This is a genomic window from Neotabrizicola sp. VNH66 (assembly GCF_049445895.1).
In the GTDB taxonomy this organism is placed as follows: Bacteria; Pseudomonadota; Alphaproteobacteria; order Rhodobacterales; family Rhodobacteraceae; genus Pseudogemmobacter.
This window is the reverse complement of record NZ_JBMSDW010000005.1, coordinates 113609-130489: the sequence shown is the minus strand read 5'-3', so window position 1 is coordinate 130489 and position 16881 is coordinate 113609. Positions and strand designations below refer to the sequence as shown.

Here is a 16881-nt window from a genome sequence, read left to right as displayed (position 1 = left end):
TGGTGTTTTTGCGTATTTCTGGATTATCGGGTTCAGGATGCCCCCGCCAGACCAGAATGGGCCGTAAGGCCGCGCGCGGGGGCCACGAGAGGCAAAGACAGCTTGGAGGCTGCGTCAGACATGACATCCGCCGTTCGCCGCGCGCTCGCCGCTGCTGCAATCACCCTGGTGGCACCGCTGGCCGCGACCGCACAGGAATCGACCAACCGCGTCGGCACGATGACCGACTGGAACGTCTTCGTCGAGGAAAGCCCCAAGGAATGCTGGGGCGTGTCCAAGCCGAAGGAGACCGTCAACAGCCGCGACGGCAAGCCCGTCTCGGTGCGCCGCGGTGACATCCTGCTGTTCGTGACCTTCCGTCCGGGCAAGGCGGGCGAGATCAGCTTTACCGGCGGCTATCCCTTTGCCGACGGATCGACCGTCAGCGTCAATGTCGACGGCAAGACGTTCGAACTGTTCACCGATGGTGAATGGGCCTGGCCAGGTTCGGCCCAGGACGATGCCGCGCTGATGGCTGCGCTGAAGGCGGGCACCACCGCCGTGATGACGGCCCGGTCGGGCAAGGGCACGCAGACGAAGGACACCTTCTCGCTGCGGGGCTTTACCGCCGCCATGGATGACGCGGGCAAGCGCTGCGGCTGAGACCTGATAAATTCACAAGGCGCCCCGGCTTTCGGGGCGCTTTCGTTTTTCTGAAAGATGGCGTATAGCGCCCGCACCCTCCGCCAGATCGCCTGTGACAAGGCTTGAACCCAAGGATCTGCCATGAACGACCTTTCCCCCGCCGCCCCGGTGGTAACCGCCCCCATCACGCAGGATGTGCTGACCATTCCGCGCAAGCTGCCGGAACAGGCCAAGGTCAATATCGTCGGCCTGACGCGCGACCAGCTGCGCGCCGCACTGATCGCGGCAGGCACGGCGGAGAAGCAGGCCAAGATGCGGGTCGGGCAGATCTGGCAATGGGTCTATTACTGGGGTGTGCGCGACTTTGCCGTGATGACCAATCTGGCCAAGGATTACCGCGCGCTTCTGGCCGACAAGTTCGAGATCGCCCTGCCTGAGGTGGTCACCCGCCAGATCAGCGCCGATGGCACCCGCAAATACCTTGTCCGCATTGCCGGTGGGCATGAGGTCGAGGTGGTCTATATCCCCGAGGAAGGCCGCGGCACTTTGTGCGTCTCGTCTCAGGTCGGCTGCACGCTGACCTGCTCCTTCTGCCACACCGGCACGCAGAAACTGGTGCGCAACCTGACCGCCGGGGAAATCGTCGGACAGGTCATGCTGGCCCGCGATGATCTGGGAGAATGGCCCGAGCCCGGCCAGGGGGCCGAGGCCGGCCGTCTGGTGTCGAACATCGTTCTGATGGGCATGGGTGAGCCGCTTTATAACTTCGACAACGTCCGCGACGCGATGCGCGTGGTGATGGATGGTGAAGGCATCGCCCTTGGCCGTCGCCGGATCACGCTCTCCACCAGCGGTGTGGTGCCGGAAATCGCCCGCACGGCCGAAGAGATCGGCTGCCAGCTGGCGATCAGCTTCCACGCCACCACTGATGCGGTGCGCGACAAGCTGGTGCCGATCAACAAGAAATGGAACATCGCCGAATTGCTGGGCGCGCTCCGCGACTACCCCAAGCTGTCAAACTCCGAACGGATCACCTTTGAATATGTGATGCTGAAGGATGTGAACGACACCGATGCCGACGCGCGCCGTCTGGTGAAGCTGATCGCGGGCATTCCCGCCAAGATCAACCTGATCCCGTTCAACGAATGGCCCGGCTCGCCCTATCAGCGCAGCGATTGGGAGCGGATCGAGGCCTTTGCCGACATCATCTACAAGGCCGGATATGCCAGTCCGATCCGCACCCCGCGGGGCGAGGATATCATGGCCGCCTGCGGCCAGCTGAAATCCGCAACCGAACGCGGGCGGCGGGAAAAGACCGGGGTGGCGGCTGCGGGCTGACACAAAGCCCTCACAGAACCGCAATCTGACCGTTGGACTGCACCGTTACCTGTGGCGCCGATTTCGCCACAGGAGAATGCGATGCGTCTTATCCTTGCCGCGCTGGCCGCTTCGGCCGCTTGTCCCGCCCTTGCCGAAGACACGTTCCCGGCCAAGCTGGCAGGCCATGCCTTTCTGCCCGCCCATACGCTGATCGCGCCGCCCGCCGACGCGCCGCGCGATCTGTGGATCTCAGGCAAATTCACCGGCAAGACCCGCAACGAAGTGCCGATGTCGGCCCCGGGCGACGTGGGCAAGGCCTACGGCAGCCACCCGACCGGCCTGTCGCTGCCCTTCATCGGCCAACCCGTGCAGGGCATGTCCGGCTTTGCCATGAACCGGGCCGAAGATGGCAGCTGGTACACGCTGACCGACAACGGCTTCGGCTCCAAGATCAACTCGCCCGATGCGGCGCTGTTCTTCCACCGCATGGCGCCCGATTTCACCACCGGCACGGTGGAGCGCAAGGAAACCGTGTTTCTGCGGGACCCCGACCACAAGGTCCCCTTCCGCATCGCCAACGAAGGCACCGAGAGCCGCTATCTGACCGGCGCCGATTTCGACCCGGAATCGATTCAGATCCTGAACGGCGAAGTCTGGATCGGCGAGGAATTCGGACCCTTCATCCTGCGCGCCACGCTGGACGGTCGTATCCTTTCGGTCCATCAGACCATGATGGATGGTGCCGCGCTGACCGGGCCGGACACGCCCGGCACTGTACATCCGGCCGTGCCGGGCAAGGATTTCCGCGTCCAGCGCTCAGGCGGGTACGAGGGTATGGCCCTGCAACCCGAAACCGGCCTGCTCTGGGGCATGCTGGAAAAGCCCCTGCTGGCCGAGGGCGGTGAGAAGGAAGGGGATTTCCTGCGTGTCTTCACCTTCGACACCGCCCGCGCCGACTGGACCGGCGACAGCTATCGCTTCCGTCTGGCCGAAGGCGCGACGGCGATCGGCGATCTCAATTTCATCGACACGACCCGCGCGCTGGTGATCGAGCGTGACAACGGCGAAGGCGATGCCGCGCTGGCCTGTGCCGAAGGGGCCACCGACATGGCCGCCTGCTATCCGCAGCCCGCGCGCGTGAAGAACATCGTTCTGGTGGACACCGCCAGCATCGACGCCGAGGGCTATATCCGCCGCATCGGCCATGTGAACCTGCTGGATATCCAGGATCCGGATGGTCTGGCGCTGGACGGGATGAAGCCCGCAGAAGGCCCATTCACCTTCCCCTTCTTCACCGTCGAAGACGTGGCCCGCGTCGATGACACCCACATCATCGTGGCGAATGACAACAACCTGCCCTTCTCGGGCGGGCGGCAGATCGGCACTGCGGCGAACAACGAATTCATCCTGCTGTCGGTGCCGGAACTGCTGGCTGCGAAGTAAGCCCTTCGGGGGAACGGATGGCTTGACCATCCGTTCCCTTTTTGTTCAGATGGCAACATGCCGCTGCCCCTGATCCCGAACCAGACCGCAAGACGCCTGTTTCTCGACCGCCACGCCTTGGCCGAACCCCCGGTCGGTGCGGCGACCGGGGCCGCCTTGTCCGCATTGATCGACCGGATCGGCTTTGTTCAGGTGGACAGCATCGCCACGGTCGAGCGTGCGCATCACATGATCCTGTTCGCCCGGCGGCAAAGCTATCGCCCCGCGGCACTGGCCCCCCTGCTGGAGCGGGACCGCCACCTGTGGGAGCATTGGACGCATGATGCCTCCATCCTGCCGGTCGGGGTCTTTCCGCATTGGCAGCACCGGTTCGACCACAACCGCGCCCGGCTGGTGGAACGGTGGACCGGCTGGCAGAAACCGGGCTTCCACACCAAATTCGACGAAGTGCTGCAGCGGATCGCAGACCACGGCCCGGTCAGCGCCGCCGAAGTGGGCGAGGGGGAAGAGCGGGGCAAGGGCGGCTGGTGGGATTGGCACCCGTCCAAGGCGGCGCTGGAATATCTGTGGCTGTCCGGCCAGATTTCGGTCACCCGGCGCGAGAATTTCCGCAAGATCTATGACCTGACGGAACGGGTTATCCCCGCGCCGCACCGCCAGCCCCCGCCTCCGCGGGAGGTCAGCATCGACTGGGCCTGCCGCAGCGCGCTGGACCGGCTGGGCTTCGCCACCTCGGGCGAGTTGGCGGCTTATTGGGGCGCCATCCGCCCGGACGAAGCCAAAGGCTGGTGCAGCGCCGCCCTGTCGCGCGGCGAACTGGCCGAAGCCGAAATCGAAGGCTGGGAAGGGCAGCGCCGCAAGGTCATGCTCTGGCCCGGCACCCTGTCCGAACGACCGCCCGAACCGCCGGGCCGCATGCGCATCCTGTCGCCCTTCGATCCCGCCCTGCGTGACCGGAAGCGTGCCGAGTTTCTGTTCGGCTTTTTCTACCGCATCGAGATCTATGTGCCCGAGCCGAAGCGGCAATATGGTTACTATGTCTTTCCGGTGCTGGAGGGGGACCGGCTGGTCGGCAGGCTGGATGCCAAGGCGCATCGCGACCTAGGCACATTGCGGATCAAGGGCTTCTGGCCCGAAGCCGGGGTGAAGCTCGGCCCCGGCCGCCGCGCCCGGCTGGAGGCGGAACTGGACCGTCTCGCCCGGTTCGCGGGCTGCGACCGGGTGGAATTCCTGTCGGGTTGGGACCGGCCCTAACGCGCCAGCAGCGTCAGCGCGTTCTGCATCGGCGAGGCGCCTGCCGTGCCATTGGCCACCTCATCCCGCACCAGATAGATCCGCACCAGCTTGGTCATCTTGTCCGGATCGCTGAATTGGCTGACCGTCTGCGCACCGAACACCGCCTGCGCCCGGGTCTTGAACACTTTCAGCTGCTGGTCGATGTCCAGTTGTCCAAACGCGGTGGGCAGGCCAAGTGCGGTCTCGAACACCTTGCGCAGCGGCGTATTGCCCATGACGGTGAACCACTTTGTATCCTCGCCCAGAGTGGCCTTGGCCAGCGCCCCCACCTCCCGCTCGGCATTCAGGGCCAGCCGCATGGCATTGTTCTGATCGCCGACAGCTGCCTCAAAGCTTTTGGTGCGCCAGATGGCCAGCACCTTGTCGGCAAAACCCGCCATCTGGGTCGAGACATTGGCCGGATCGGAGAAATTGAACGCCATCGCAAAGGCGCGATAGCGTTTGTCCGCCATGCGGTTGGCCAGCGCCGTTTCAGCCTCTGTCCCGTCGGTCAGAACTTTGCGGACAAAGGCCTTGGCGTTCAGATCCGCCTCCAGCCCGAAGGCGGTCAGCGCCACTTTCAACAGCCGCCGGTCATCGACCAGCTGCTGCGCGGTGGTGACCTTGCCGATATTGGCGCGGAAATAGGCCTCTTCCCGCTGGTTCGCCGTGGTGGATTGCAGCGCCGTCTGCTGCTTTTCCATCGTCCGCTTCAGGAACGTCCAGCCGGTATAGCCGGTGAAGGGTATGACCGGCTGGAAGCTCATGCCCGGCCCGCCGCCAGAAGCCGCTCTTCCCGCGGCAAGAGGCTGCGCAAGGCCTTCAGCGCCTGATAATGCTGTTCGGCCAGCACGGCATGGCTCGCCTCGGCCAGCAGCCGGCGGCTGTCGGCATCGGTCAGCGCCTGGCTCAGCTGTTCGATGCCGCGCAAAAGCTGATGGCGCGTTCCCGCCGCATCCGCATCGCCCGAAAGAACCAGCTGCGCGATATAGCAAACCCGGCGCACCGGCGTATTCGCCTCCTCGGGATGAATGGCATCGCGCAGCCGCAGGATGCTGGCCCCCGGAGTCATGATCGCCAGCTTTGACCGCCGGTCACCGTTTTCGATCACCGCGCCGTTGATCAGCACCCGCTCATGCGGGCCGAGTTTCAGGACGAGCCCGGTCATGTCGCCCCCCCGCCGCGCAGGCCACGCAGGACCGCACGGTTGATCTCGACCAGAACCTCGGCCGAGGCCGAGCCATTGCGGACCTTGCGGCTGTGGTCGGCGGTGAAGCGGTAAAGGTAGAACAGCTGCGCCCGCAGCGCTGCGGGCAGACCGTTGCCCGGGTCGGCCACATCGGCAGCCAGCGTGGACCACAGCCGCTCGTTGCGGAACAGCGCATCCAGAAAGGCGGTGCGGTCCTGATCCTTGCCCGCAATGGCGCCGGACAGGCGTTGGGTGATCCGGGCGATCACATCGTATTCGGTATCGCGCGCGGTCCGGACAGAGGTGACCGGCTGTGCATAGGCGGTGTTCGCAAAGGGAATCATCGGATTCGGTTCCGGGTGCCAGGGGTGTCAGGGACGAGAAGGCCGGGGCGCCAGAGCAGCGCCCCGGCCGCTGCCGCTTACCGGAACAGCGACATCAGGTTCTGCGGACCCTGGTTCGCAATCGACAAGGCCTGAACGCCCAGCTGCTGCTGAACCTGCAGGGCCTGCAACCGGGCCGAAGCCTCTTCCATATCGGCATCGACCATCGAACCGATCCCCGCCATCAGCGCATCGGTCAGGGCGCTGACAAATTCGTTCTGGGTGTCGATCCGGTTCTGCGCCGAACCGAAGGCCGCCGCCGCGTCGATGGCGGTGTTGATCATCGTCTCGATATTGTCCAGCGCCGAAGCCGCGCCGTCATTGGTCGTCACGTTGATCGAATCCAGCCCGAAGAGCCCGCCCGAGGCCGTGCCGCCCGCATTGCCCGACCGGCTGAGCGACAGCGAGGTCGCGCTGTCATTGTCGATGTTCAGCTGCCACGCACCCGAGGTCGCGTCTTTCGTCACCTTGGTCGACAGGCCATCGACGCCCGCCGAATCAATGGCGATCTTCAGGCCGCGGGCGACATCTTCCATCGTCTCGCCCTTGCCGGCGATATAGCTGTAGGAATTGCCCCCCAGCGTCACACGATAGCTGTCGCCGTCATTCACGGTGGCAGCGGTCGAAAACTCGACCGTTTCGGCGCGCTGACGGATGGTCGAGGCGGTGGCGGTGTTCGACCCAGAGGGGGCCGCGCCGTTCACCGTGGTGATGGCCAGTGTGCCTGCGGCCGCGCCTTCAACCTGCGATACGGCAAGGCCTTCGAAGGCGCGGGTGGAGGTAATGGTCAAGTTGCCGCTGCCGTCATCCGATGCGGTCACGCCTTCCATGCCCAGGGCATTGATGGCGCCGGTGAAGAAGGTCGCCGCATCGGCGGCCGTGGTCGCGCCCGTCGCCTCGAAGTTGAGCGTGGTGCCCCCAACGGTGATGCTGGCGGTCTCCCCCAGCGCCCAGCTGCCGGTAAAGCCCAGCACCGCGCTTTCGCCGGTCTGTGCGACGGCCGCCGCGCCGTTCAGCACGGTGGCATTCGCCGTCAGCGCGGCGCCGGTGCCGAAGACGCCCTGCCCCGTGGTCAGATCCTGCCGCTGCACGGTGATCTTGGACACGTCGACACCCGAGGACGAACGGTCCAGCGAGGAGAGGAAATTCACATCCTCGGTCCCGGAAACCATGTTCAGGCCGCTGAACTGCGCCGCGCCGACAACACTGGCGATCTGGTCGCGCAGGGCCGCGACATCGGTCTGCAGCTTGGCGCGGTCGACATTCTCTTCCTGCGCCGAGACGATCTTGCCCTTCATCTGGGTCAGAAGATCCGAAATCTTTTCCGAGGCTTCCCGCGCCACGGTCAGCGTCGAGGAGCCGAGGGCGAGGCTGTCGGAAATGCCCTTGAACCCTTTCACATCCGATTCCATCACCTTCGAGATGGCCCAGACGGCGGCATTGTCCCGCGCGGTGGCAACGGATTTGCCGGTGGAGATTTCGTTCTGCACCTTCGAAAGGTTGGAATTGATGCCCTTCATGGTCTGCAGCGCGACCATGGCGGAGGTATTCGTCAGGATGGACGACATCTGGCTGTTCCCTATGCGGCCCCGGGTCTTTGCCCGGGGGAAAGCGCCATGTTGCCATGGCCGGTCCGGCGTTCCTGCCGCTGCCGGGGATCTGCCCCCGGCGCCACCCCGTCAGGGGATGCAGGACCAGACTGACCTGACGACGCTTACCAATTCCTGAACCGTGCCTGACTTTCCGCCGGGAAGTTTCGTGCATTTGATCCAATTCGCCTCAGACCCGCAGCACGGACTGCGCAAGAACCGGCGCCAGCGCATCCAGCCTGCCGCTGGCGTCATAGACCGATTGCCCCGCGCGGCCGGTGACCTCTTCCAGGCGCCGCCGCGCCGCCCGGACACCTTGCAGAGCGGCCCGCAACAAGGCGGCATTACCTTCTGCCTGCTGACGCAACCGGCGCAGCGCCCCCTCATCCGCCATCATGGGAACCGCGGTTTCCAGCGCCGCACCCAAGGCTGTCAGCGCCGGGAGATCCCCGCCGATCAGCGCCGCCCGCAGATCGGCAAACAGATGGTCCAGATCGGGATCAGCCTGCATGATCTGCCCCCTGCATCGCCTGAAACAGCCGCTCCGCCAGACCGATTCCGCCGCGGGCGACCATCAGCCGGGCCTGTTCTTCCCGCAGGAAAGAGCTGAACTGCTGTTCCCCGATCCCGCCGCCGAACCCGGTGCCGCTTTCCGCGCCCAGACCGGCATGACCCAGCATTTCAGCCAGAAAAGCTGCCTCAAGCTCCCGCGCCTTGGCAAGCAGCGGGCTTTCCCGCGCGATCAGGGGGGCAGGCGGGCCGGAAAGCGGCAGAAAGGTGGGTGTCATCGGAAGCTCCTTCCTTTGGATCATGGGGGCGGACCCAGAATCCCCTGCGGCGGTAAACATCGGGTAACCTCATGCGGTCTAAAACGGGTCATCGCAGCAAGTGTGACAGGGCGATGCAGACCGGACCGATTTCCCTTCAGGCCGATCAGGCCGCGTTTCCGGCCCCCGCCCGTGGCGGAACAGAAGATGCGTTTCTCATGGCGCTGCTGGATACAGACGATCCGCAGGATCTGCCGCCTGAGGCGCCCGCGGCGATGACAGTTCCGCCCGTGGCGGCGCCAGCCACGGCGGAGGAGGTGGAACCCGGCACGGAACCGCGGGCGGCGGGGTCGGCCGCAGACCCCGCCTCGCGCACCGGCCCGCCGCAAGAGCATACTCCCGAAGCCGACGGCGCCCCGGCAAAGGAAACGGCAGCCCGGCCCGTCCTGCCGCCGTTGCCGCCGCAGGCCGCGATGACATCCGGCGCGGAAACCCGGCTTCGGGCGATGCTGGACGGCGGCGCCCGCCCGGCCGATCCTGATGCGCCAGCTGAACGGCCGCCACCCGATCCGGAAGGTCATGCCAGCCTTTCCCCGGACAGCGTGGAGCCCGGGCCATCCGCCGCGCAGGCATTGCCGGATGAAGCGGCGCCTTCCGGCCCATCCGGTGCGGCCGCAGATGGGCCCGCGGCCGGATCGTTGCGCGGCGCCGGACCAGCGGCCCCACCCGCGACAGGCGATCTTTCTGCCCTGCGCGCGGCCCATGGCGCCCTGATCGCTGCGCTGACGCAAGCGCCCGACGGTTGCACTGAGCTGGAACTTGATCTGGAGGATCTGGGCCTGTTGCGGGTCGTGCTGCGCGCGGAGGGGGACCGGGTCGCCCTGCTTGTGGAAGCAGCCCAGACCAGCCTGATGGATCTGTGCCGCCGCCATGCCGACAGCCTATGCGCCGATCTGCGCAGCGCCGGATTCACCCGCATCGACCTGGGCTTCGGGTCTGCAGATGCCGATCCTGACACACCGCACACACCGTTTACGCCGGATGCCGCACCGACCGAGGTCGGACAGCCTCTGCCTCCCCTCCCTCTGCCAGCGCGGCAGGGTGACACTGCAACCCTTTACCTGCGCCTGTGAGGTTCCCGCATGACCGTGACATCCCCCGCTTCCGGCACTCCGTCTTCGGATTATCAGACCTTTCTGAAGATGCTGACCGTCCAGATGCAAAATCAGGATCCGCTGAACCCGATGGAATCATCGGAATTCGCGGTGCAGCTGGCCACCTTTTCGGGGGTGGAGCAGCAGGTGGTGACCAACCAGCTGCTGACGGCAATGGGCAACCAGTTTGCACTGGTCGGCATGTCGCAACTGGCCGGCTGGGTCGGGCAGGAGGCGCGGGCCCCGGCCGATGTGTGGTTCAGCGGCAGCCCGATAACAGTCTCGCCCAATCCGGTGCAGGGGGCGGACCGCGCGGTCATCGTGGTGCGTGACACCGCGGGCAACACCGTCTCACGCGAGGAAATTCCTGTCAGTGCCGAGCCTTACCAATGGCTGGGCGGCGATGCGGCGGGCAACCCGCTGCCCGCGGGCCGCTACAGCCTGTCGCTGGAAAGCTGGGAGAATGACGCGGTGGTGCAGGAGGACAGGCTGGAACATTACGGCCGCGTGGTCGAGGTGCGGGGCAGTGCTGCGGGCACCGTTCTGGTGCTGGAAGGCGGTATCGAAGTGCCCGCCGCCGCGATCACCGCGCTGCGCCGGGCCCCCGGTTAAAGCGCGGCGCCGATGGCCACGCCCAGAGCCAGCACGGCCACCGCCCCGGTGCCCAGCCAGAGCCTGCGCCAGAACCGCCGCTGCGGCTGAGGCCGGGCCGTAGCGGCGGGATTGCCCGCGTTGATCAGCGCCGCCTCGGCCAAAGCGGGCAGTTTCGGCCCGAACCGCGCCAGCACCCGCACCGTGCGGGCCAGATCGCGCAGCACCGCCTGCGGGCCCACGTTGTGGCGGATATAATCCTCGACCACGGGGCGGGCGACCTCCCACATGTTCAGATGCGGGTCCAGACTGCGGGCCACGCCCTCGACCACCACCATGGTGCGCTGCAGCAGGATCAGCTCCGTCCGGGTTTCCATGCCGAATTTCTCGGTCACTTCAAACAGATAGGCCAGAAGCCGCGCCATAGAGATGCGGTTCGCCTCCATGCCGAAGATCGGCTCTCCCACGGCGCGCAGGGCGCGGGCGAATTCCTCGACATCGCGGTCGGCCGGGACATAGCCCGCCTCGAAATGCACCTCCGCCACGCGGCGGTAATCCTTGCGGATGAAGCCCATCAGGATTTCGGCATAGACCCGGCGGGTATATTCGTCGATCCGGCCCATGATGCCGAAATCATAGACGACAAGGCTGCCGTCCGCCGCCACCTTCAAGTTGCCCTGATGCATGTCGGCGTGGAAGAATCCGTCGCGCAGGGCGTGGTTCAGGAACAGGGTCAGCACCCGGCGGCCCAGTGCGGCGCGGTCGATCCCCGCCGCCTCGATCGCGGCCAGTTCGTTCAGGCCGATGCCATCCGCCCAGCCGATGGTCAGCACAGTGCGCCCGGACAGGCCCCAGAACGGGCGCGGCACGACAAGCGCGTCATCCTTTTCCGTGTTCGCGGCAAATTCCGCGGCCGAGGCGCATTCCAGCCGCAGGTCCAGCTCGCCCAGCACGACCCCTTCGAAATGTTCGATCACATCCACCGGGCGCAGACGGCGGGAGAAGGGGGCCAGAATCTCGATCCAGCGGGCGGCCAGATAGAAGGCGTCAATGTCCTTGCGGAAGGCCTTTTCGATCCCGGGGCGCAGCACCTTGACGGCCACCGCCTCGCCCGTATCGGCCAGATGGGCGCGATGCACCTGCGCGATGGAGGCTGCGGCCACGGGTTCGGAAAAGCTGGAGAAGACCGCTCCCAGCGGCTGGCCCAGCTCCGCCTCGACCGCGGCGCGCGCTTCGGTCACCGGAAAGGGGGGCAACTGATCCTGCAGATATTTCATCTGATCGGCCAGTTCCACGCCGACGATATCGGGACGGGTCGAAAGGATCTGGCCGAATTTGATATAGGCCGGGCCAAGCGCGGTCAGCGCCCGCGTCACCGGCGGCAGGGACGGGTCGCCTTTCAGCCCCAGCCAGCGGAACGGCCGCCCCAGAAGCCGCGCGGCAAAGCGCAGCCGGGGCGACACCTCCATCGCCTCCAGCGCGACGGTCATCGCGCCGGTGCGTTCAAAGGTGGCGCCGGTGCGGACCAGCCGCCAGAAGTTGTGCGGCCCCCTCATATCTTCCAGCCGGAATGCAGCGCCGCGATGCCAAGGCTCAGGTTGCGGTATTTCACCTGACCGAAGCCCGCCTGCCGGATCATGGCGGCAAAAGCTTCCTGCTCGGGGAATTTGCGGATGGATTCCACAAGATATTGATAGCTGTCCCGGTCCCCCGTCACGATCTTGCCCATCGCCGGGATGACGTTGAAGGAATAAAGGTCATAGGCCTTCTGCATCAGATCATTGGGGATCTGGCTGAATTCCAGCACCATCAGCCGCCCGCCGGGGCGGAGCACGCGATACGCCTCGCGCAGGGCGTCGGCGATGCGGGTCACGTTCCGGATGCCGAAGCTGATGGTGTAGACATCAAAGCTGTTCGCCGCGAAGGGCAGCGCCATGGCATCGCCCGCCACCCAGTCCAGCGCGGCGGCCTTCTCGGTGGCCTCCGCCCGCTGGCGGCCGGCGACCAGCATCGCCTCGGTCATGTCGCAGACGACGGCGCTGGCGCCCGGCGCGCGGGTCAGGAAGCGGAAGGCCACATCGCCGGTGCCGCCCGCCACATCCAGGAGGCGCTGGCCGGGCCGGGGCGCCAGCCAGTCCATCATCGCATCCTTCCAGAGCCGGTGGATGCCCACCGACATCAGGTCATTCATGATGTCATATTTCGAGGCGACCGAAGAGAACACGCCATGCACCAGCCCGGCTTTCTCGGCCTCGGGTACGTCGCGAAAGCCGAAATGCGTGGTCTTGTCGTCTGTCCCGGTCATCGCTTTCTCCTGCCGTCCGGGGGGATATACCCCTCTGCACGGGGGCAGGGAAACCGCAATCTGCCGCAGGCGGTTGCGCGGGCGGCGCTTCCTCGCCAGATTGCGCCCATCCGCAGCCGGAAGGATGGATCATGCCCGAACTGCCCGAGGTGGAAACCGTCCGCCGCGGCCTTCTGCCCGCGATGGAGGGGAAGGCGATCCTGTCCGCGCAGGTCAACCGCCCCGATCTGCGCTGGCCCCTGCCCGACCGCATGGCCGAGCGGCTGACCGGCGCCCGGGTGGATGCGCTGCGGCGGCGGTCGAAATACATCCTTGCGGATCTGTCCACCGGAGAAACCCTGCTGATCCATCTGGGCATGTCGGGGCGTATGCTGATTTCGGGGGCGATGCCGGGCGTCTTTCACCACGACCACCCCGCCCCGCAAAAGCACGATCATGTCGTGCTGGAGATGGAGGGCGGCGCGCGGGTGACCTTCAACGATGCCCGTCGTTTCGGCGCGATGGACCTGATGGCGACCGCCACGGCCGAGGCGCATCCGCTGCTGTCGGTTCTGGGGCCGGAGCCTTTGGGCAATGCCTTCGACACCGCCTATCTGCAGGCGCGGCTGGCCGGGCGGCGCACGCCGGTGAAGGCCGCGCTGCTGGACCAGCATCTGATTGCGGGGTTGGGCAATATCTATGTCTGCGAGGTGCTGTTCCGCGCCGGCCTGCACCCCGCCACGCAGACGGGCGATCTGACACCTGCACAGGTGGCCGGGCTGGTGCCGATCATCCGCGAGGTGCTGGCCGAAGCGATCGAGGCGGGTGGTTCGTCCCTGAAGGATTACCGGCAAGCCGATGGCGAGCTGGGCTATTTCCAGCACAGCTTTCGCGTCTATGACCGCGCGGGCCAGCCCTGCCCCACCGCCGGATGCACGGGCACCGTGACCCGGATCGTGCAATCCGGACGATCCAGCTTCTTCTGCCCGGTCTGTCAGCGCTAGGCGGATCGGTCGCGGTTGCCTTCCCGGCAGAGGCTGATAGGACTCACGCGACCGTGAAAGGAACCCGCCATGGCCTATGAGACGCTGATCGTCGAGATCGAGGATTACACCTGCCTCATCCGCCTGAACCGGCCCGACGCGATGAATGCGCTGAATTCCACCCTGATGCGGGAACTGGCCGCAGCCGTCACCGCGGCTGAACGGAACGACAAGATCCGCTGCATCGTGCTGACCGGCAGCGAAAAGGCCTTTGCCGCCGGGGCCGATGTGAAGGAGATGGCGAAGAAGGGATTTACCGATGTCTTCTTCGACAATCTCTTCGCCGCCGAGGCGCAGGCCCTGATGGCCACCAGAAAGCCGATGATCGCCGCCGTCTCGGGCTATTGTCTGGGCGGCGGGTGTGAGCTGGCGATGATCTGCGATTTCATCCTGGCCGCTGATACTGCGAAGTTTGGTCAACCCGAGATCAACCTGGGCATCGTGGCCGGCATGGGCGGCACGCAAAGGCTGACCCGGCTGGTGGGCAAGTCCAAGTCGATGGACATGCATCTGACCGGCCGCTTCATGGATGCGACCGAGGCCGAGCGGGCGGGACTGGTCAGCCGCGTCTTCCCGGCCAAGACGCTGCTGGAAGAGGCGCTGAAAGTCGCCGGCAAGATCGCGGAAAAGTCGATGGTCACCACAATGCTGGTGAAGGAATCGGTCAACCGCGCGCTGGAAACCTCGCTGGCCGAGGGGTTGCTCTTCGAACGCCGGATGTTCCACGCCGCCTTTGCGACCGAGGATCAGAAAGAGGGCATGGCCGCCTTTCTGGAAAAGCGCCAACCCCAGTTCCGCGACCGTTGATTCCCCGTTTGCCTTTCCCGGGCCGATGGGCTATTGGCCGCCCCACATGCGCGTGGGCCCGCTAAAGGCGTTCTGATTCCCGTCCCCGGGGCCGTTCCGGCCCGTATGGGCGGGGCCTTCGGTCTTTCGTGCAACCCGTAACAAAGACCCAAGGATACCAAGGCCATGGCCAATACCGAACAATCCAAGAAGCGCGCCCGCCAGTCCGAGGCGCGTTATGCCGTGAACAAGGCCCGCCGTTCGCGCATCCGCACCTTCCTGCGCAAGGTCGAAGAAGCCATCGCTTCGGGCGACCAGTCGGCCGCCGCCGATGCGCTGAAGGCCGCCCAGCCGGAACTGGCCCGTGGCGTGACCAAGGGCGTGCTGCACAAGAACACCGTTTCGCGCAAACTGTCGCGGCTGTCGTCGCGCGTGAAGGGTCTGGCCGCCAAGGCCTGAACCGCTAAAATCTGAAATCTGTTTTCAGGATTCGGGGGCGTCGGCCGCAACAGGCCGGCGCCTCTTTGTTTTGCGCCGCATCCTTCGGTGACGCCGCGTCAATTCGTGGCCCGCGTTGCCGTTTTGCACGGGGCTGCGGATTCGCTCCGGGCCATTCCATGTCAAGCGCGTTGTTCGGTTGCGGACGCTTCACGCGGCTTGGTAACTTCTTCCTGCGATTCACTTCGTCTTGGGGGACAAGGTGGGATTGCGGACCCGGATCGACAGAATCGAACAGCGGCCTGCCAGCCAGCCAATATGATACGGGTTTGCAATCAATAGCTTGACGGATCGGCACCCAATCGTGCCGGTGTCTGCGTATTGCAGGGAATCGGCCGGTCTTCGGCGGGTCGGTTCATGCACCACTGTCCCTCCGGCCCAAAGCGGGCCGTCAACACCGGCAAGGCTGCGGCAGGCGGCTTTGCGGCGGACGGCAGATCGTGAAGACAGGCGGCGGGCCGGTGCCCTTCGCCAGGGGAAGAATACAGGCGTGGGACGGATGACAAACGAAACCTGGGGCCAGATTCGGGAAGGCCTGATCCATCGTGTGGGGAAAAACAATTACACCACCTGGATCGAGCCGCTGAGACTGTCGCAACTGCGGAACGGTGTGGCGCGGTTCGAAGTACCCACGTCCTTTTTCGGGGACTGGGTGCAGCGCAACTATGCCGACCAGATCCGCAGCCAGCTGGTTCATGCCGGGGCTCCGGTGGATCGGCTTGAGTTCGAGGTGGGCGCCGAAGCCCCCCGGCCGGACAGCCAGGTCACCGATTCCCGGGCTGCCGAAGCCCGTGCCCCCGAAGCGCGCACCGCGGCACCGACCGCCCGACCCGCGGCACGGCGTGCCGCCGCCGAGGATGATCTGCCCGGCGCGCCGCTGGACAGCCGCTTCACCTTTGACAGTTTCGTTGTGGGCAAGCCCAACGAACTGGCCCATGCCGCCGCGCGCCGCGTGGCCGAAGGTGGGCCGGTGACGTTCAACCCGCTGTTCCTTTACGGCGGGGTGGGTCTGGGCAAGACCCACCTGATGCATGCCATCGCCCATGATCTGCGCCAGAACCGTCCCGACCTGCGGGTGCTGTATCTGTCTGCCGAACAGTTCATGTATCGCTTCATCCAGGCCCTGCGCGAAAAACAGGTGATGGATTTCAAATCGCTGTTCCGCTCGGTCGATGTGCTGATGGTGGATGACGTGCAATTCATCGCCGGCAAGGATTCGACGCAGGAAGAGTTCTTCCACACGTTCAACGCGCTGGTGGACCAGAACAAGCAGATCGTGATTTCCGCCGACCGCGCGCCGGGCGAGATCAAGGATCTGGAAGAACGCATCAAGAGCCGCCTGCAATGCGGCCTTGTGGTGGACCTGCATCCGACCGATTACGAGCTGCGCCTCGGCATCCTGCAGCAAAAGGTCGAATATTACCGCAGCCAATACCGCGGTCTGGTCATCGCCCCCGGCGTGCTGGAGTTTCTGGCCCACCGGATCACCACCAATGTCCGCGTTCTGGAAGGCGCGCTGACGCGGCTGTTCGCCTTCGCCAGCCTTGTGGGACGCGAGATCACGCTGGAGCTGACGCAGGACTGCCTGGCCGATATTCTGCGCGCCAGCGACCGCAAGCTGACCATCGAAGAGATCCAGCGCAAGGTGGCCGAGCACTACAACGTCCGCCTGTCGGACCTGATCGGGCCGAAGCGGCTGCGCACCATCGCCCGCCCGCGGCAGGTGGCCATGTATCTGGCCAAACAGCTGACCAGCCGGTCCTTGCCCGAGATCGGCCGCCGCTTTGGCGGGCGTGACCACACCACGATCATGCATGGTGTCCGCAAGATCGAGGAACTGGCCGCGACCGACAGCCAGCTGGCCGATGATCTGCAGCTGCTGAAGCGCCTGTTGCAGGGCTGAACCTTCCCTCGCGCGGTCTTGACGGCACAGTC

The 16881-nt window shown here is 65.6% G+C and carries 18 protein-coding genes; 10 read left to right on the top strand and 8 right to left on the bottom strand.

The features are described from left to right. Positions 1 to 120: 120 nt before the first annotated feature. The 4 genes from ACO2Q5_RS09280 (at position 121) to ACO2Q5_RS09265 (ending at position 4641) form a co-directional block, all read left to right on the top strand. Entirely contained in the window at positions 121 to 642 is a 522-nt protein-coding gene (locus tag ACO2Q5_RS09280) for an invasion associated locus B family protein (protein WP_423290206.1), read from the top strand. A gap of 123 nt (positions 643 to 765) precedes the next feature. Beyond that, positions 766 to 1962 carry a 23S rRNA (adenine(2503)-C(2))-methyltransferase RlmN gene (gene rlmN, locus ACO2Q5_RS09275; protein WP_423290204.1) on the top strand — a complete coding sequence of 399 codons (1197 nt, stop codon included), beginning with the start codon at positions 766 to 768 and terminating at the stop codon, positions 1960 to 1962. An 81-nt stretch (positions 1963 to 2043) separates the two neighbouring features. Further along, positions 2044 to 3387, top strand: coding sequence for an esterase-like activity of phytase family protein (locus ACO2Q5_RS09270; RefSeq protein WP_423290202.1), 1344 nt, complete (start codon positions 2044 to 2046; stop codon positions 3385 to 3387). Positions 3388 to 3444: 57 nt separating this feature from the next. Further along, the gene (locus tag ACO2Q5_RS09265) at positions 3445 to 4641 is read left to right on the top strand and encodes a winged helix-turn-helix domain-containing protein (RefSeq protein ID WP_423290200.1); all 1197 of its coding nucleotides are present in this window, start codon (positions 3445 to 3447) and stop codon (positions 4639 to 4641) included. Here the strand turns inward: ACO2Q5_RS09265 and ACO2Q5_RS09260 are convergent. The 6 genes from ACO2Q5_RS09260 to ACO2Q5_RS09235 form a co-directional block, all read right to left on the bottom strand. Further along, positions 4638 to 5429, bottom strand: coding sequence for a DUF1217 domain-containing protein (locus tag ACO2Q5_RS09260; protein ID WP_423290198.1), 792 nt, complete (start codon positions 5427 to 5429; stop codon positions 4638 to 4640). The two genes, ACO2Q5_RS09265 and ACO2Q5_RS09260, sit on opposite strands and share 4 nt — an antisense overlap. Next, positions 5426 to 5830 carry a flagellar biosynthesis repressor FlbT gene (gene flbT, locus ACO2Q5_RS09255; RefSeq protein WP_423290196.1) on the bottom strand — a complete coding sequence of 135 codons (405 nt, stop codon included), beginning with the start codon at positions 5828 to 5830 and terminating at the stop codon, positions 5426 to 5428. The genes ACO2Q5_RS09260 and flbT overlap by 4 nt, the downstream gene beginning before the upstream one ends. After that, the gene (gene flaF, locus ACO2Q5_RS09250) at positions 5827 to 6195 is read right to left on the bottom strand and encodes a flagellar biosynthesis regulator FlaF (protein ID WP_423290194.1); all 369 of its coding nucleotides are present in this window, start codon (positions 6193 to 6195) and stop codon (positions 5827 to 5829) included. The genes flbT and flaF overlap by 4 nt, the downstream gene beginning before the upstream one ends. Positions 6196 to 6272: 77 nt before the next feature. Then, a complete protein-coding gene (locus ACO2Q5_RS09245) occupies positions 6273 to 7802 on the bottom strand; it encodes a flagellin (RefSeq protein WP_423290192.1) in 1530 nt (509 codons plus the stop codon). Between the two features lie 211 nt (positions 7803 to 8013). Then, complete coding sequence (locus tag ACO2Q5_RS09240) at positions 8014 to 8334, bottom strand: hypothetical protein (RefSeq protein ID WP_423290190.1); 321 nt, start codon at positions 8332 to 8334, stop codon at positions 8014 to 8016. After that, the gene (locus ACO2Q5_RS09235) at positions 8324 to 8611 is read right to left on the bottom strand and encodes a rod-binding protein (protein ID WP_423290188.1); all 288 of its coding nucleotides are present in this window, start codon (positions 8609 to 8611) and stop codon (positions 8324 to 8326) included. The genes ACO2Q5_RS09240 and ACO2Q5_RS09235 overlap by 11 nt, the downstream gene beginning before the upstream one ends. A gap of 113 nt (positions 8612 to 8724) precedes the next feature. Between ACO2Q5_RS09235 and ACO2Q5_RS09230 the strand changes: the two genes are divergently transcribed. Further along, positions 8725 to 9723 (top strand): hypothetical protein, encoded by a 999-nt coding sequence (locus ACO2Q5_RS09230; RefSeq protein WP_423290186.1) that lies wholly within the window; start codon positions 8725 to 8727, stop codon positions 9721 to 9723. Positions 9724 to 9732: 9 nt separating this feature from the next. After that, positions 9733 to 10356 (top strand): flagellar hook capping FlgD N-terminal domain-containing protein, encoded by a 624-nt coding sequence (locus ACO2Q5_RS09225; protein WP_423290184.1) that lies wholly within the window; start codon positions 9733 to 9735, stop codon positions 10354 to 10356. On the opposite strand, the gene ubiB is transcribed toward ACO2Q5_RS09225, so the two are convergent. Then, complete coding sequence (gene ubiB / locus ACO2Q5_RS09220; RefSeq protein ID WP_423290182.1) at positions 10353 to 11891, bottom strand: 2-polyprenylphenol 6-hydroxylase; 1539 nt, start codon at positions 11889 to 11891, stop codon at positions 10353 to 10355. The two genes, ACO2Q5_RS09225 and ubiB, sit on opposite strands and share 4 nt — an antisense overlap. Further along, positions 11888 to 12640, bottom strand: coding sequence for a bifunctional demethylmenaquinone methyltransferase/2-methoxy-6-polyprenyl-1,4-benzoquinol methylase UbiE (ubiE, locus tag ACO2Q5_RS09215; protein WP_423290180.1), 753 nt, complete (start codon positions 12638 to 12640; stop codon positions 11888 to 11890). The genes ubiB and ubiE overlap by 4 nt, the downstream gene beginning before the upstream one ends. Positions 12641 to 12771: 131 nt before the next feature. On the opposite strand from ubiE, the gene mutM reads away from it, so the two are divergent. From mutM to dnaA, 4 genes are all read left to right on the top strand, one after another. Next, complete coding sequence (mutM, locus tag ACO2Q5_RS09210) at positions 12772 to 13623, top strand: bifunctional DNA-formamidopyrimidine glycosylase/DNA-(apurinic or apyrimidinic site) lyase (protein WP_423290178.1); 852 nt, start codon at positions 12772 to 12774, stop codon at positions 13621 to 13623. A gap of 69 nt (positions 13624 to 13692) precedes the next feature. After that, on the top strand, positions 13693 to 14469 hold the full coding sequence (locus tag ACO2Q5_RS09205) for an enoyl-CoA hydratase (protein ID WP_423290176.1): 777 nt from the start codon (positions 13693 to 13695) through the stop codon (positions 14467 to 14469). 165 nt (positions 14470 to 14634) lie between these two features. After that, the gene (rpsT, locus tag ACO2Q5_RS09200) at positions 14635 to 14907 is read left to right on the top strand and encodes a 30S ribosomal protein S20 (RefSeq protein WP_423290174.1); all 273 of its coding nucleotides are present in this window, start codon (positions 14635 to 14637) and stop codon (positions 14905 to 14907) included. Between the two features lie 538 nt (positions 14908 to 15445). After that, positions 15446 to 16849 carry a chromosomal replication initiator protein DnaA gene (gene dnaA / locus ACO2Q5_RS09195; protein WP_423290172.1) on the top strand — a complete coding sequence of 468 codons (1404 nt, stop codon included), beginning with the start codon at positions 15446 to 15448 and terminating at the stop codon, positions 16847 to 16849. The last annotated feature ends 32 nt before the right edge of the window (positions 16850 to 16881 follow it).